This window comes from Mycobacterium sp. 852002-51152_SCH6134967 (assembly GCF_001667105.1).
Classification (GTDB): domain Bacteria; phylum Actinomycetota; class Actinomycetes; order Mycobacteriales; family Mycobacteriaceae; genus Mycobacterium; species Mycobacterium neumannii_A.
Genome location: NZ_LZIK01000062.1, coordinates 90,173 through 103,038, shown reverse-complemented (window position 1 = coordinate 103,038; position 12,866 = coordinate 90,173). Strand labels below are relative to the sequence as shown.

The 12,866-nt window shown below is 67.1% G+C and carries 16 protein-coding genes; 7 read left to right on the top strand and 9 right to left on the bottom strand.

Annotated elements, in window-relative coordinates:
- The first annotated feature begins 27 nt into the window (after positions 1-27).
- On the top strand, positions 28-1,218 hold the full coding sequence (locus A5790_RS18610) for an MFS transporter (protein ID WP_369829798.1): 1,191 nt from the start codon (positions 28-30) through the stop codon (positions 1,216-1,218).
- Here the strand turns inward: A5790_RS18610 and A5790_RS25835 are convergent.
- Together A5790_RS25835 and A5790_RS18605 are read right to left on the bottom strand one after the other, a co-directional pair.
- Complete coding sequence (locus A5790_RS25835; RefSeq protein ID WP_094289178.1) at positions 1,215-1,382, bottom strand: DUF5302 domain-containing protein; 168 nt, start codon at positions 1,380-1,382, stop codon at positions 1,215-1,217. The two genes, A5790_RS18610 and A5790_RS25835, sit on opposite strands and share 4 nt — an antisense overlap.
- A gap of 42 nt (positions 1,383-1,424) precedes the next feature.
- Positions 1,425-1,868 (bottom strand): PPOX class F420-dependent oxidoreductase, encoded by a 444-nt coding sequence (locus A5790_RS18605; protein WP_066847492.1) that lies wholly within the window; start codon positions 1,866-1,868, stop codon positions 1,425-1,427.
- Between the two features lie 30 nt (positions 1,869-1,898).
- Here A5790_RS18605 and A5790_RS18600 point away from each other — a divergent pair, with 30 nt between their 5' ends.
- From A5790_RS18600 to A5790_RS18590, 3 genes are all read left to right on the top strand, one after another.
- Complete coding sequence (locus A5790_RS18600; RefSeq protein WP_066847489.1) at positions 1,899-2,735, top strand: class I SAM-dependent methyltransferase; 837 nt, start codon at positions 1,899-1,901, stop codon at positions 2,733-2,735.
- Complete coding sequence (locus A5790_RS18595; RefSeq protein WP_066847487.1) at positions 2,735-3,256, top strand: DUF1697 domain-containing protein; 522 nt, start codon at positions 2,735-2,737, stop codon at positions 3,254-3,256. The genes A5790_RS18600 and A5790_RS18595 overlap by 1 nt, the downstream gene beginning before the upstream one ends.
- A gap of 89 nt (positions 3,257-3,345) precedes the next feature.
- Positions 3,346-4,122, top strand: coding sequence for a class I SAM-dependent methyltransferase (locus A5790_RS18590; RefSeq protein WP_082961790.1), 777 nt, complete (start codon positions 3,346-3,348; stop codon positions 4,120-4,122).
- 10 nt (positions 4,123-4,132) lie between these two features.
- On the opposite strand, the gene A5790_RS18585 is transcribed toward A5790_RS18590, so the two are convergent.
- Complete coding sequence (locus tag A5790_RS18585; RefSeq protein ID WP_066847485.1) at positions 4,133-4,498, bottom strand: GntR family transcriptional regulator; 366 nt, start codon at positions 4,496-4,498, stop codon at positions 4,133-4,135.
- Positions 4,499-4,534: 36 nt separating this feature from the next.
- Between A5790_RS18585 and A5790_RS18580 the strand changes: the two genes are divergently transcribed.
- On the top strand, positions 4,535-5,248 hold the full coding sequence (locus A5790_RS18580) for an NAD-dependent deacylase (RefSeq protein ID WP_066847482.1): 714 nt from the start codon (positions 4,535-4,537) through the stop codon (positions 5,246-5,248).
- A 26-nt stretch (positions 5,249-5,274) separates the two neighbouring features.
- On the opposite strand, the gene A5790_RS18575 is transcribed toward A5790_RS18580, so the two are convergent.
- The 3 genes from A5790_RS18575 to A5790_RS18565 are packed head-to-tail and all read right to left on the bottom strand — an operon-like array spanning position 5,275 to position 8,853.
- On the bottom strand, positions 5,275-5,913 hold the full coding sequence (locus A5790_RS18575; protein ID WP_066847480.1) for a bifunctional 2-polyprenyl-6-hydroxyphenol methylase/3-demethylubiquinol 3-O-methyltransferase UbiG: 639 nt from the start codon (positions 5,911-5,913) through the stop codon (positions 5,275-5,277).
- The gene (locus A5790_RS18570; protein WP_066847478.1) at positions 5,894-6,574 is read right to left on the bottom strand and encodes a TetR/AcrR family transcriptional regulator; all 681 of its coding nucleotides are present in this window, start codon (positions 6,572-6,574) and stop codon (positions 5,894-5,896) included. Before A5790_RS18570 ends, A5790_RS18575 begins: the two co-directional genes overlap by 20 nt.
- A complete protein-coding gene (locus tag A5790_RS18565; protein WP_066847475.1) occupies positions 6,571-8,853 on the bottom strand; it encodes an MMPL family transporter in 2,283 nt (760 codons plus the stop codon). Before A5790_RS18565 ends, A5790_RS18570 begins: the two co-directional genes overlap by 4 nt.
- 152 nt (positions 8,854-9,005) lie before the next feature.
- On the opposite strand from A5790_RS18565, the gene A5790_RS18560 reads away from it, so the two are divergent.
- Together A5790_RS18560 and A5790_RS25830 are read left to right on the top strand one after the other, a co-directional pair.
- Positions 9,006-9,548, top strand: coding sequence for a DoxX family protein (locus A5790_RS18560; RefSeq protein WP_066847472.1), 543 nt, complete (start codon positions 9,006-9,008; stop codon positions 9,546-9,548).
- Positions 9,549-9,645: 97 nt separating this feature from the next.
- Positions 9,646-9,798 (top strand): hypothetical protein, encoded by a 153-nt coding sequence (locus tag A5790_RS25830; protein ID WP_164673963.1) that lies wholly within the window; start codon positions 9,646-9,648, stop codon positions 9,796-9,798.
- A gap of 114 nt (positions 9,799-9,912) precedes the next feature.
- Here A5790_RS25830 and A5790_RS18555 read toward each other — a convergent pair whose 3' ends face one another.
- Genes A5790_RS18555 through A5790_RS18545 form a run of 3 tightly spaced genes read right to left on the bottom strand, consistent with a single transcriptional unit; the run spans position 9,913 to position 12,803 of the window.
- A complete protein-coding gene (locus A5790_RS18555; RefSeq protein ID WP_066847469.1) occupies positions 9,913-10,911 on the bottom strand; it encodes a nitronate monooxygenase family protein in 999 nt (332 codons plus the stop codon).
- A 28-nt stretch (positions 10,912-10,939) separates the two neighbouring features.
- Positions 10,940-11,692 carry a 3-hydroxyacyl-CoA dehydrogenase gene (locus A5790_RS18550; RefSeq protein WP_064397653.1) on the bottom strand — a complete coding sequence of 251 codons (753 nt, stop codon included), beginning with the start codon at positions 11,690-11,692 and terminating at the stop codon, positions 10,940-10,942.
- A gap of 19 nt (positions 11,693-11,711) precedes the next feature.
- Positions 11,712-12,803: a CaiB/BaiF CoA-transferase family protein gene (locus tag A5790_RS18545; protein ID WP_066847466.1), complete on the bottom strand. Its 1,092-nt coding sequence runs from the start codon at positions 12,801-12,803 to the stop codon at positions 11,712-11,714.
- Between the last annotated feature and the right edge of the window lie 63 nt (positions 12,804-12,866).

The following is a 12,866-nucleotide window of genomic DNA, read 5'->3' as shown; positions in this document are numbered from 1 at the left end:
TTTCGGCGTGGAAAGTGGCAGCTCCTCGTGGCTGAGGCTCCGACCCGCGTGAGCACGCGCTGGGCGTTCCCCCTACTGGCGTACGCATTCGCGGCGATCATGCTCGGCACCACGATGCCGACGCCGATGTACGCGCTCTACGGCGAGCAGATGCGGTTCTCGGTGGCGACCACCACCGTCGTCTACGCGGCGTATGCGGGTGGTGTGCTGTTCGCGCTGCTGGCGTTCGGACGCTGGTCCGACGCGATCGGCAGGCGCCCGCTGCTGCTCGGCGGTGTCGTCGCGGCGCTGATGAGCGCCGGGGTGTTCCTGGTCGCGGACTCGGTGCCGCTGTTGGTTGTCGGGCGCGTGTTCTCCGGACTGTCCGCGGGCGTCTTCACCGGGACGGCCACCGCCGCAGTCATCGAGGCCGCACCGCCGCACTGGCGCAGCCGGGCCGCCGCGGTCGCGACCGTCGCCAACATCGGCGGGCTGGGGGCCGGTCCGATGCTGGCCGGCGTGTTGGTCGAATACGCGCCGATGCCGCTGCACCTGAGCTTCATCGTGCACATCGTGCTGGCGGCACTGGCGGGAGTGGCGGTGCTGCTGGTGCCCGAGACCTCACCGCGGTCAGGACGCATCGCGCTGCAGCGGCTGGCGGTACCGCCCGAGGTGCGCTCGGTGTTCATCCTCGCCGCGATCGCAGGCTTCGCCGGATTCGCCGTCACCGGCCTGTTCGCCGCCGTCGCGCCGGCCTTCGTGACCGAAATCGTCGGCATCGACAACCAGGCCGCTGCCGGGCTCATCGCCGGCTCGATCTTCGCCGCGTCCGCCCTGACCCAGATCGCTACCAACACCATGCAGCCGCAGCGGGCGCTCGCCATCGGCTGCGCGATCCTGGTCGCCGGGATGGCGATTCTCGCGGCGGCCCTTCAACTCTCGTCGTTGATCGGGCTCATCGCGGCTGCCGTGGTGTCGGGCGCGGGCCAGGGGATGAGTTTCAGCCGTGGCCTGGCCGCCATCTCCGAACGCAGCCCGGCCGACCGCCGCGCCGAGGTCAACTCGACCTACTTCGTCATCGGCTATGTGGCCATCTCGCTGCCCGTCGTGGGCGAGGGCTTGGCCGCCGAGCAATGGGGATTACGCACGGCCGGCGTGAGTTTCGCGGTGGCGGTGGCCGTGCTCGCCGGGATCTGCCTGGCGGCGATCCTGGTCCGCGAAGCGCGCGCGTCCCGCTAGCCGCTCTTGCGGCGGAACTCCCTGCGATGCTCGACCGGCCCGTGCGTGCGCGGCTGTTTGGCGCCGCCGTCCTTGTGGTCGCCTCCACCTGCAGACTTGGCCTTCTTGCGCTCCAGCGCCTCCCGGAACTTGCGCTTCGTGTCGTCTTCCGGTGTCTCAGCCATGACGGCAGCCTAGCCCGTGGGGCCGGCGGGCGTCGCCCGCTTTTAGCGCTTGCCGGGCGGCATGCCGTAGACGTGGCTGATCGGCAGCGTCATCAAGACCCGGCGGTCGTCGACCATCGCGCGCCGGTAGTCGTCCCAGTCGGGATGTTCGCCGGCGATGTTGCGGTACAACGCGATCAGACCCTCCACGGTGTCATCGTCCGGTGACGCCGCGGGCGGCGTGAGTGCCGCGTCACCCTCGGCGACCGCGTAGGACCAGCCGTCGTCCGAGCTGACGTGAAGCGAGGCGCGCGGATCGCGCCGCAGGTTACGGGTCTTGGCCCGCGGCTCGGTGATCGACACCTGGATGGTCAACGCGCGCGAATCGAAGTAGTACGACACATTTGACAGCTGCGGACGACCGTCGCGTTTGATGGTCGCCAGGACGCCCAGGGAGTTTCCGCCGATCAACGCGAGCAGTTTGTCATCGAACACGTGGCGTCCCATGCTCGAAGCCTACGTCTCTACCATCGAGATGTGACCGCTCCTGCACCCCGAATCGACGGCAACGTGCTCGAAGGCGTATCCGCGACCGCGCTGTGGACGCTGTACTTTCGCGCCAGCGAAGCCAAGCGCTCCGACGGGGTGCTCCGCGACCCGTGGGCGGTCACGCTGTTCGACGCCATCGATTACGACTACGGCAAGTTCGGCAGACCCAATCAGTCGCACGCGGTCCGGGCTCTCGCCTTCGACGCCGCCACCCGCGAGTATCTGACCGCGCATCCGAAAGCCTCGGTGGTCGCGCTCGCCGAAGGCCTGCAGACCAGTTTCTGGCGCCTGCAGCGGCAGGGTGTCACCGACGAATTGACCTGGTACTCAGTCGATCTCCCACCTGTCGTGGCCTTGCGGGAGAAGCTGTTACCGCACGACGAGCGTATCGTCCCGCTGGCGCAGTCAGCGCTGGACCGCAGCTGGATGGACCGCATCGACGCGTCGAACGGGGTGTTGATCACCACCGAGGGCCTGCTGATGTATCTGGACCCCGACGACGCACTCGGCCTGATCCGCGACTGCGCGGCCCGCTTCCCCGGCGGCCGGATGGTGTTCGACAACGTGCCGCCCTGGTTCAGTCGACGCACGGTGCGCGGCAAACTGAAGCTCTCCGACCGCTACGTCACCCCACCGATGCCGTTCGCGATGACGCCCGACGAGGCGGTCGCGCTTGCCGGGCGCATTCCCGGTGTGCGCGCCGCCCACGACCTCCCCATGATTCCGGGGCGCGGACTGTACAAGGTGCTGGCCTCGCCGATGTGGGACAGCCTCGGCTTCCTGCGCAGAGGCCGGCCCAGCCACACCCTGCTGGAGTTCGGCTGATGACGCGCTACGCCGCCTTCCTGCGAGGGGTCAACGTCGGCGGCGTCAACCTCAAGATGGCTGACGTCGCGAAGGCCTTCGAGGACGCCGGGTTCCGTTCGGTACGAACGATTCTCGCCAGCGGCAACGTGCTGTTCGAGAGCGGGTCGAAGGTCGACGTGGTGCGGAAGAAGGCCGAGAAAGCGCTGCGCGACACGTTCGGATACGACGCCTGGGTGCTGGCCTACCCGATCGACACCGTCGCGGCGATCTCGCGCGCCTACCCCTTCGAGCGCGAGGTCCCCGACCACCACTCCTACGTCACGTTCGTGACCGACGAACAGGTGCTCGACGAGCTCGCCGGTCTGGCCGAGTCGGCCGCGCCCGAGGAGAAGATCGAGCGGGGCGATGGCGTCATCTACTGGCAGGTGCCCAAGGCCGCGACGCTCGACACCACGATCGGCAAGACCATGGGCAAAAAGCGGTACAAGTCGTCGACCACCACCAGGAACCTGCGGACGTTGGACAAAGTCCTGCGCTAGGTACATTCGAGCAGGTGAGTTCCGAATCGAACGCCGAGTCCGCCAAGGCCGACGCCACCATACTGACCGGTGTCTCCGAGACCGCGCTGATGACGCTGAACGTGCGGGCCACGGAGGCCCGTCGACCGGACCGACTGATCGATGACCCGATGGCGATCCAGCTCGCCGACTCCATCGACTTCGACTTCTCCAAATTCGGGCTGTCGCGCCGCCAGGACATGGCGGTGCGGGCCCTGGCGTTCGACCGCGAGACGCGGCGCTACCTCGGCGACCATCCTCGCGCGACGGTGGTGGCGCTCGCCGAGGGGCTCCAGACCAGCTTCTACCGCATCGATGCCGCTGATGTGGGACACGAATTTCAGTGGCTCACCGTGGATCTCCCACCGGTCATCGAACTGCGCCGACGCCTGCTGCCCGCATCGGATCGGGTGCGCATGCTGGCCCAGTCGGCGCTCGACTACAGCTGGATGGACCAGGTCGACACCGAACACGGCGTGTTCATCACCGCCGAAGGTCTGCTGATGTATCTGCAGCCGGAGGAGGCACTCGGCCTGATCGGCGAGTGCGCGGCCCGCTTCCCCGGCGGACGAATGCTGTTCGAGCTGCCACCGGCGTGGTTCGCTCGGTTGATCAGCCGCGGCCTGTTGCGGCCGTCGTTCAGCTACCGCGTCCCGCCCATGCCGTTCCACATGACGCCCTCGCAGGTCGCCAACCTCGTCAACGAGATCCCCGGGATCCGCGCGGTGCACGACATCGCGCTGCCACCTGGACGCGGCAAGGTGCTCAACGCGCTGATGTGGGGGGCTCAGCGACTGCCGTGGTTCGATTCCGTGCGACCGGTCTTCACCCTGCTCGAATTCGGCTAGCTCGCCGAAATCAACCGAACGCCGCTTCCACATACCGCAGCGCGTCGTCCCTGCCGACGCCGAGCGTCTTGGCCGCCGACACGAACGTGTTCGCCGCGGTGGCCATCGCTCCGTCGACGGGATCCGCATGTGCGACGAATGTGCCGAAGCGGCCGCGGGTTTCGAGGATTCCCGCCGCCTCCAACTCGCGGTAAGCCCGCGCCACGGTGTTCACCGCGAGCCCGAGCTGGCCCGCCAGCTCGCGCACCGTCGGCAACCGCGTTCCCGGCGGCAGCCTGCCGTCGCGCACCCCGTCGATGATCTGCGTTCTGAGCTGGTCGAACAAGGCCCCCGACGAGCGCTGGTCGATGCGTACCCAATCCCCCAACCCGGCCACGTGCTCAGTATCGCCCACAGCGGCTAGTTTGGTCATGTGCAAGTGACGGTCCTCAGCGGTGCGGGCATCTCTGCCGAAAGCGGGGTGCCGACGTTCCGCGATGTCGAAACCGGACTGTGGGCGAAGGTCGACCCATATGAAATCTCCAGCTCGGACGGGTGGCGGGCACACCCGGAGAAGGTGTGGGCGTGGTATCTGTGGCGCCACCGCATGATGAGCGCGGTGCAGCCCAACGATGGCCACCGGGCCGTCGCCGCCTGGCAGGACTACGCCGACGTGCACGTCGCCACCCAGAACGTCGACGACCTGCACGAGCGAGCGGGCAGCAAGAACGTTTACCACGTGCACGGAAGCCTGTTCGAGTTCCGCTGCGATCGCTGCCAGGAGACGTATTCCGGTGAGCTACCCGACATGCCCGAACCCGTGGAGACCGTCGACCCGCCGCGGTGTGTGTGCGGCGGGCTCATCAGGCCCAACGTGGTCTGGTTCGGCGAGGCGCTGCCCGAGGACGCATGGCAGCGATCGGTTGAGGCGGTCAGCGGCGCCGACCTGGTGATCGTCGTCGGCACCTCGTCGATCGTCTATCCCGCGGCGGGCCTACCCGAGATCGCGCTGGCCAACGGCACCCCGGTCATCGAGGTCAACCCGGAACGCACACCGCTGTCGGACTCCGCGACGGCGTCACTGCGCGAAACGGCGGCCAGTGCACTGCCGAACCTGCTGCAGCGACTGCCGGCCCTCCTCAACTAGCCTCACCGCTCCGAAGCGCACACACATCACGCAGGCTTGACCGCCCGCCCGATCGCGAACTCGGCGACGGGCAGCGGCACCCACCTCGGCATTGTCCATTCCCGCCGGGCACCCTCGACCTCGAAACCCGCGCCCACGATGCTCTGCTCGGTGTGGCGGTGGGTGTGGCAGTTTCCGAACAGCCGCGGCCACACCGTCGCGTCGGCGATTCGCTGCAGCCGCCCGCGGCCGCCGTCACTGGCGATGTGCTCGAGATAGCGCAGCTCACCACCCGGCCGCAGCAACGAAAGCAGCTGGCGCAGAACCGTATCCGAGTCGTCGATCGAACACAGCACCAGCGAGCAGACGACCGCGTCGAACGGCTCGCTGCCCGTGGCGGCGAAGTGCTCCACTGTGTCGGCACTGACGGTGACGGGCACGCGGGCCCCCACCGCGGCCCGCTGAGCCTGCTCGGCGAGACGGCGTTCGGGCTCGACGGCCACCACCTCGCTGACCGTGTCGGGGTAGAACTCGAAGTTCGTTCCGGTGCCCGCACCGACCTCCAGCACCCGTCCCGACAAGCCGGCGAGGTTCTCGCGCCTGAGCTGCCGGATGGCGTCGGTCTCGTGGGTGGACATCACCGTCCACAACCGAGCGAAGAACGGGTTATCGACCGTGTCCGACATAGAGCATTCCCTTCAACTGAGCGACGGTTTCCGGTGGTGGCGCATCGGGGTCTACCGCGCCCCGGGCGATATGGCCAAGACATACGGCCTTCAGGACCCGGTCGGCGAAGTCCTCGACATCCCCCCATGGAAGGTACGGCTTGGAGATCAGCATTGCCGCGACCCCGTGCGCGACGGTCATCAATTCCAGCGCCGTCGCGGTCGCATCCCCAGGTGGATAGGTCCCCTCCGCCATCAGTCCCTCAACCGCGCTGCGCAGATGCACGAATGCCGAGCTGTTCAGCGCGATATCCACATCGCTGCCCGGCCGGCTGTCTCCCATCGTCGCAATGCGGTACAGCTCAGGGGTTTTCATCGCGAACCGGACATACGCCAGCCCTTGGGCACGCAGCACCTCGATGGTCGACGGCTGTCCTGCCGCCACACTTTGCATCTCCTCGTCGAGCTTCTCGAAGTACCGTGCGCACACCGCATCGAGCAGGGCGTCCTTGTCGGCGAAGTGCAGGTAGATCGACGGCGGGGTCACCCCGACCCGCTGCGCCACCGACCTGATCGACACCTCTTTCGCGTTGCCTGACTCGAGCAGCAGATCGGTGGTGGCGTCGAGGATTTCGTCGCGCAGCTGCTCGCCGGACCCCCGCGGAGCGCGTCGGCGTTTCATCGCGTACCCGCCGGTTGAACCGAACTCTCACCCGGGGCGGGCGACGGTTCGACGGACTCCTTGAAGCCGATCCGTTCGTGCAGCCTCGCCAGCGGCTTGGGCGCCCACCAGTTCCACCGGCCGAGCAGATGCATGAACGCCGGCACCAGTCCCATCCGCACCAGCGTTGCGTCGGCCAGCACCGCCAGCGTCAGCCCCACGCCGAACATCCGCATGAACGACACCTCCGCGGCGATCAACGCGGCGAACGAGATCGACATCAGCAGCGCCGCCGCGGTCACCACGCGGCCGGTCCTGGCCAGGCCGAGGGCCACGCTCTCGTCGTTGCGGGCACGCGCGGACATCGCCGGGTCCTTGCCCAACTGCAGCCAGAACTCGCGGATACGCGAGACCAGGAAGACCTCGTAGTCCATCGACAGCCCGAACGCGATGCAGAACAACAACACCGGCATGTTGGCCACCAAGGTTCCCGTCGGCGTGGTGCCCAGCGCGCCGAGATGGCCTTCCTGGAAGATCCACACCAGCGCACCGAATGCGGCCGTCAGCGATAAGACGTTGAGTATCAACGCCTTCACCGGCAGCACCACGCTCCCGGTGAGCAGGAAGAGCAGCACGAACGTGATGGCCCCGATCACCCCGAGCACCAGCGGCAGCCGCGACGTGATCGCCGAGGCACTGTCCCGGTTCAGTTGTGCGGTGCCGGTCAGCAGCACCGGAACATCGGCGGGAGTGCTCACGGCCTCCAGCCGGTCCAGCTGCGCTTCGGAGGCATCGCTGTACAGCGGCGCTTCACTGGCGACCGTGAGAAAAGCGCTGCCGTCCTTGACGCCCGTCGCGGCCGACGGCGGCCCGACCGAACTACCGTCGACGAACGTGCCGCCCGGAGCCGACACCGACGAAACGTCGGTAACCCGCGAAAGATCGGCGGCGTAACGGTCCACCATCGCGGGCGTGATTCCCTTGGTGTCCGGTATGACGACGGTGATGTTGCGGGCCGAGTCGACGGCGAAGTCGTTGCGCAGCTCGTCGCCGACCTGGCGCGCCGACGCGGACTGAGGCAGCACCCGCTCGTCCGGGAACCCCCAGCGGGCGTTGAGGAACGGCGCGCCGAGGACCAGCAGCAGCGTGACGATCGCGAGTCCGATCGGAAGCGCCCGGCGCATCACGACTTTCGTGCAGCGGTACCAGAACGACTGCTCGATCGGTTTGCGCTCCGGCTCCGGCCTGCCGAACAGCCGTCGACCGAACCGCCGCACATCCAGCGAGTCCAACCGGTCGCCGAGCAGGACGATCGCCGCGGGCGCGACCACCACCGCAGCGACGGCCGCGAACGTCACCACCGCAATTCCCGCGTACGCGAACGACTTCAGGAAGTACATCGGGAACAACACCATCGCGACCATGGACAGCGCGACCGTCATCGCCGAGAACAACACGGTGCGCCCGGCGGTCACCATCGTGCGCACCAACGCCGAGTCGGGTTCCACGCCATCGGCGAGCTCGTCGCGATACCGGCTGATGATCAACAGCGTGTAGTCGATTGCGAGCGCCAAACCGAGTGCGACCGTGAGGTTCAAGGCGAAGATCGACACATCGGTGAGGTAGGTGACGCCGCGCAGCACCGCCATCGAACCGAGGATCGCGAGACCACCGATGGCCAACGGCAGCGCGGCGGCGAGCAGGCCGCCGAACACCCAGACCAGCGCCACGAAGCACAGCGGGATCGCGATCGCCTCCATCTTCAGGAGGTCTCTTTCGCTCTGCCCGTTGATCTGCACGTAGATCATGGCCTCGCCGCCGGCGCGCACGGTGACACCGTCGCGGTCGTGCACGAGACGCTCGGAGAGTTCCTTGGCATGCTTCTGCGCGGCGCTCTCACCGCCTGTGATACCGGCGACGATCAACCCGGTCTTCCCGTCCTCGCTGATCAGCGAAGGCACGGCGGTGGGTGGTGCGCTCCACAGCGAGGTCACCCCGACGACGGACGGTGCGGCCCGCAGTTCAGCGGCGAGTTCCTCCCCGACAGCGCGGGCGGTCGGGCTCTGCGCGCCCTCGTCGGAATGCACGCTGAGGATCAGCTCCATGTCGCCCTGACCGAACTTGTCGACCAAGAGCTGGGTGGCCTTCGCCGACTCCGACGTAGGGTCCTGGAAACCGCCCGCGGAGAGGTGTTTGGCGACAGGGATGCCGAAGATCCCGCACGCGACCATCACCAGGACCGCAATCGCGATGATGCGCCGGGGCGCCGCTATGGCCAGATGTGCGATTCGCTGCAGCACTCGGCGTCCTCTCGGCTCTGGACTAACGTCGGTAACTTAACAACGGTAAGTCACCAGCGCAACGCCCCTCTCGGACACACGAATCACGGACCCGCCGCGTTCACTGCGATTCTTCGCGATGAGTTGTGACGTTCCTGGTAGTCGTAATCGACATGACAACGACAGACGCGGCGACCACCGCCACCACCACGCGCGACACTGCGATGGACATCGGCCTGCTCATCCTGAGAATCGGTGTCGGCGCGGCCATCCTTCAGGCCGGCCTCATCAAGGCCTTCGACTTCGGCACCACGGTCGGTTTCATGGAGTCCGCCGGGTGGCGGTTGCCGGGGTTAGCCGCGTTCATGGTCACCGCGGCCGAGACGCTCGGCGGCCTGGGACTCATCTTCGGTGTGCTGACGCCGTTGGCTGCGTGCGCGGTGATCGCGGCGATGGTCGATGCCTGGGCCGTCAACGTGTCGCAGTCGGCTTTCTGGTCCGAACCGTTCAACGTGCCGTTCCTGATCGGGGTTGGCGCCGCTGCACTGTTGTTCCTCGGGGCGGGCGCGTACTCGGTCGACGCCAAGGTGTGGGGCCGCGTGTCGTGGGGTCGGCGCGTAGCCGTGGGTCTGCTGGTCGTGGCATTCGCAGCCGCGATCCTGACCTGGGTGGCGCTGCTGGGCACCAACCCCATCCACTTCACGGCCGGGGCCTAGCGTGCCAGCAAATCGCTACTGGTGAGTAGCCCGCGACCCTACTTGGCGGTAAGAATTGCCACAGTATTCCGAATCGTGACTCAAAGATTCCTTAAGGGTGACCCCTACTGTCGAGTACATGTGGATCGACGACACCAGTGCCGATGTCATCAAGGTCGACTTCGAGGCGCTCTACCACGGCGACGTCCTGGTAGAAGGCGATACCTCGGAGCAGCTCGACGACGAGCACACCCTGCGCACCGCCGTCTGACCGAACGCGCGCCGAGGGGTCGCGCATTCGCTCCGACGGTTGGGCCTCGAGGGCCAGAGCCGGTTCTGTGATGCTTCCTTGTTGAACCCGCCCCGCTGAATTCGATCCCCGTTCTTAAGCCACGTTCTCTTCTTCGTCGTCGGCGATCATGTCGCTGAGCCGGCCGCTGATGATCTCCTCGGCCTCCTCGACGATGCGCGCGACCAGATCCCCACAGGTCGGGATGTCGTTGATCAGCCCCATCGCGGTGCCCACGCTCCAGATGCCTGCGTCCAGATCGCCGACCTCGTAGACCTTCACCCCGCGCGAACCGGCGACCAGGTCCTTGACGTCCTCGAACTGACCGCCGCGGTTGAGGATCTCCACGACCTCACGCGACACCGCGTTGCTGGCCACGCGGGCGGTGTTGCGCAGCGGCCGGAAGATCAGCTCCGTGTCGAGCTCGGTGCCCGCGACGATCGCTTCCTTGACGTTCTGGTGGATCGCCGATTCGACGGTGCACATGAACCGCGATCCCATGTTGATGCCGTCGGCGCCCAGCGCCAGCGCGGCCACCAGGCCACGGGCATCGGCGAATCCGCCGGAGGCGATCATCGGGATGTCGATCTTGGTCGACGCCGCCGGGATCAGCACCAGCCCCGGGATGTCGTCCTCGCCGGGATGGCCCGCACACTCGAATCCGTCGATACTGATGCCGTCGACGCCGAGGCTCTGCGCCTTGACCGCATGCCGCACCGAGGTGCACTTGTGCAGCACCTTGATCCCGTTCTCGTGAAACATCGGCAGATGCGGCGCCGGGTTCGAACCCGCGGTCTCAACGATCTTGATGCCCGAGTCGACGATCACCTGGCGGTACTCGTCATACGGCGGCGGGTTGATCGTCGGCAGGATCGTCAGGTTGACCCCGAACGGCTTGTCGGTCAGCTCGCGGCACTTGGCGATCTCCTTGGCCAGATCGGCAGGCGTCGGCTGGGTCAGCGCAGTGATAAAACCGAGCGCACCCGCATTCGCGACGGCCGCAACGAGTTCCGCGCGGCCGACCCACTGCATCCCACCCTGCACGATGGGATGCTCGATTCCGAACGTCTCGGTGAACTTCGTCCTGATGCTCATCGCTGCTCTCTTCTCTTCGCGCAAGCGCTCATCGCGGAGCCATCCGGATCGCGCCGTCCAAGCGGATCACTTCACCGTTGAGCATCGGGTTCTCGACGATGTGCACGGCCAGCGCGCCGTACTCGTCGGGATCGCCGAGGCGCGCCGGATGCGGCACCTGCTTGCCGAGGGACTGCTGCGCCTCCTCCGGCAACGAACCCAGCAGCGGGGTCTTGAACAGACCCGGTGCGATCGTGACGACGCGAATGAACTCGCGCGACAGGTCACGCGCGATCGGCAGCGTCATCCCGACCACGCCGCCCTTGGACGCGGAGTAGGCGGCCTGACCGATCTGGCCCTCGAACGCCGCGACGGACGCGGTGTTGATGATGACGCCGCGCTCACCGTTGATGGGCTCGGTCTTGGCGATTCTCTCCGCCGCCAACCGCAGCACGTTGAACGTGCCGATCAGGTTGACCTCGATGACCTTCTTGAAGCCGTCGAGCGGGAACGGCCCGTCCTTGCTCAGCGTCTTGATCGCGTTGCCGATGCCCGCGCAGTTGACGTTGATGCGCAGCGGGCCCATCTTCTCGGCCGCGTCCAGCGCCGCGCTGACGGCGTCGGGATCGGTCACGTTGGTCTCGACGAACTGGGCACGATCACCGAGCTCCTTGACCGCCTCTTCGCCCTTGAGGTCTATGACGACCACCGATGCGCCCCTGTCGAGCAGGCGCTTGGTGGTGGCCAGGCCGAGGCCCGATGCGCCACCGGTGACGACGGCTACGGCGTCCTTGATCTCCACTTTGAGGGTGTTCCTTTCTCTATGCCCAGTCTCGTAAGACGGCTTCGGTGTCGGCTCCGGGTTGGCCGGGCGGCGTGGGTGCCGACGGCGTGCTGCGGGAGAACCGCGGCGCGGGCATCGGTTGCAGGTGCTCACCGTCGCGATAGAAGGTGTTGCGCTCGGTGATATGCGGTTCGGACTCGACCTCGCTGAACGACAGCACGGGCGTCACGCAGGCGTCGCTGCCTGCGAAGACCTCGGCCCAGTGATCGCGGTCCTTGCTGCCGATGACCTCGGTCAGCTTCGCGCGCAGCTCCGGCCAGCGGCCCGCGTCGTTCTGGTCGGGAAGGTCGGCGTCCTCCAGGCCGAGGCCCTTGAGGAACGCGGCGTAGAACTGCGGTTCGATGCACCCGACCGCGATGTAGCGGCCGTCGGCGCAGGTGTAGGTGTCGTAATAGGGCGCACCACCGTCGAGGATGTTGACCCCGCGCTGATCGGTCCACAGCCCGTCCTGCAGGAAGCCCCAGATCATCTGCGACAGCACGCTCGACCCGTCGATCATCGCGGCGTCGACCACCTGACCCTTGCCCGAGTTCTGCCGTTCGAACAGCGCGGACAGGATGCCGACGAGCAGGAACATCGAGCCGCCACCGAAGTCGCCGGTGAGGTTCAGCGGCGGCACCGGCCGTTCGCCCGCGCGCCCGATCGAGTGCAGCACACCGTTGAGCGAGATGTAGTTGATGTCGTGGCCGGCCTGTAGGCGGCGCGGGCCGGTCTGACCCCAGCCGGTCATGCGCCCGTAGATCAGCCGTTCGTTGACCTTCGCGCACTCCTCCGGGCCGAGACCGAGCCGTTCGGTGACACCGGGGCGCAGGCCCTCGATCAGCACGTCGGCCTTCGCGACGAGCCGCAAAACCAGTTCGCGACCCTCGTCGCTCTTGAGGTCGGCGGCCACCGAGCGACGGTTGCGCAGCGTAGCCTCGCGCTTGCTGGTGGGCACTCCCCCGAGCTTGCCCGGCCGTTCGATCCGGACGACGTCAGCGCCCAGGTCACCGAGGATCATCGCCGCGTGCGGGCCGGGTCCGATGCTCGCGAGTTCGATCACCCGCAGCCCCTGCAGAGGTCCCGCCATGCTTACCGCCCTTCGTTGGACATTCGCTTCCGGATCGCCGACATAGCTTACTTGTATAACCAA

What these genes read in the sequence shown, in the direction of transcription:
- A5790_RS25835 (WP_094289178.1), bottom strand. Translation starts at nt 1,382, where the DNA reads ATGGCTGAGACACCGGAAGACGACACGAAGCGCAAGTTCCGGGAGGCG.
- A5790_RS18605 (WP_066847492.1), bottom strand. Translation starts at nt 1,868, where the DNA reads ATGGGACGCCACGTGTTCGATGACAAACTGCTCGCGTTGATCGGCGGA.
- A5790_RS18595 (WP_066847487.1), top strand. Translation starts at nt 2,735, where the DNA reads ATGACGCGCTACGCCGCCTTCCTGCGAGGGGTCAACGTCGGCGGCGTC.
- A5790_RS18590 (WP_082961790.1), top strand. Translation starts at nt 3,346, where the DNA reads ATGACGCTGAACGTGCGGGCCACGGAGGCCCGTCGACCGGACCGACTG.
- A5790_RS18575 (WP_066847480.1), bottom strand. Translation starts at nt 5,913, where the DNA reads ATGTCGGACACGGTCGATAACCCGTTCTTCGCTCGGTTGTGGACGGTG.
- A5790_RS18570 (WP_066847478.1), bottom strand. Translation starts at nt 6,574, where the DNA reads ATGAAACGCCGACGCGCTCCGCGGGGGTCCGGCGAGCAGCTGCGCGAC.
- A5790_RS18560 (WP_066847472.1), top strand. Translation starts at nt 9,006, where the DNA reads ATGACAACGACAGACGCGGCGACCACCGCCACCACCACGCGCGACACT.
- A5790_RS18555 (WP_066847469.1), bottom strand. Translation starts at nt 10,911, where the DNA reads ATGAGCATCAGGACGAAGTTCACCGAGACGTTCGGAATCGAGCATCCC.
- A5790_RS18545 (WP_066847466.1), bottom strand. Translation starts at nt 12,803, where the DNA reads ATGGCGGGACCTCTGCAGGGGCTGCGGGTGATCGAACTCGCGAGCATC.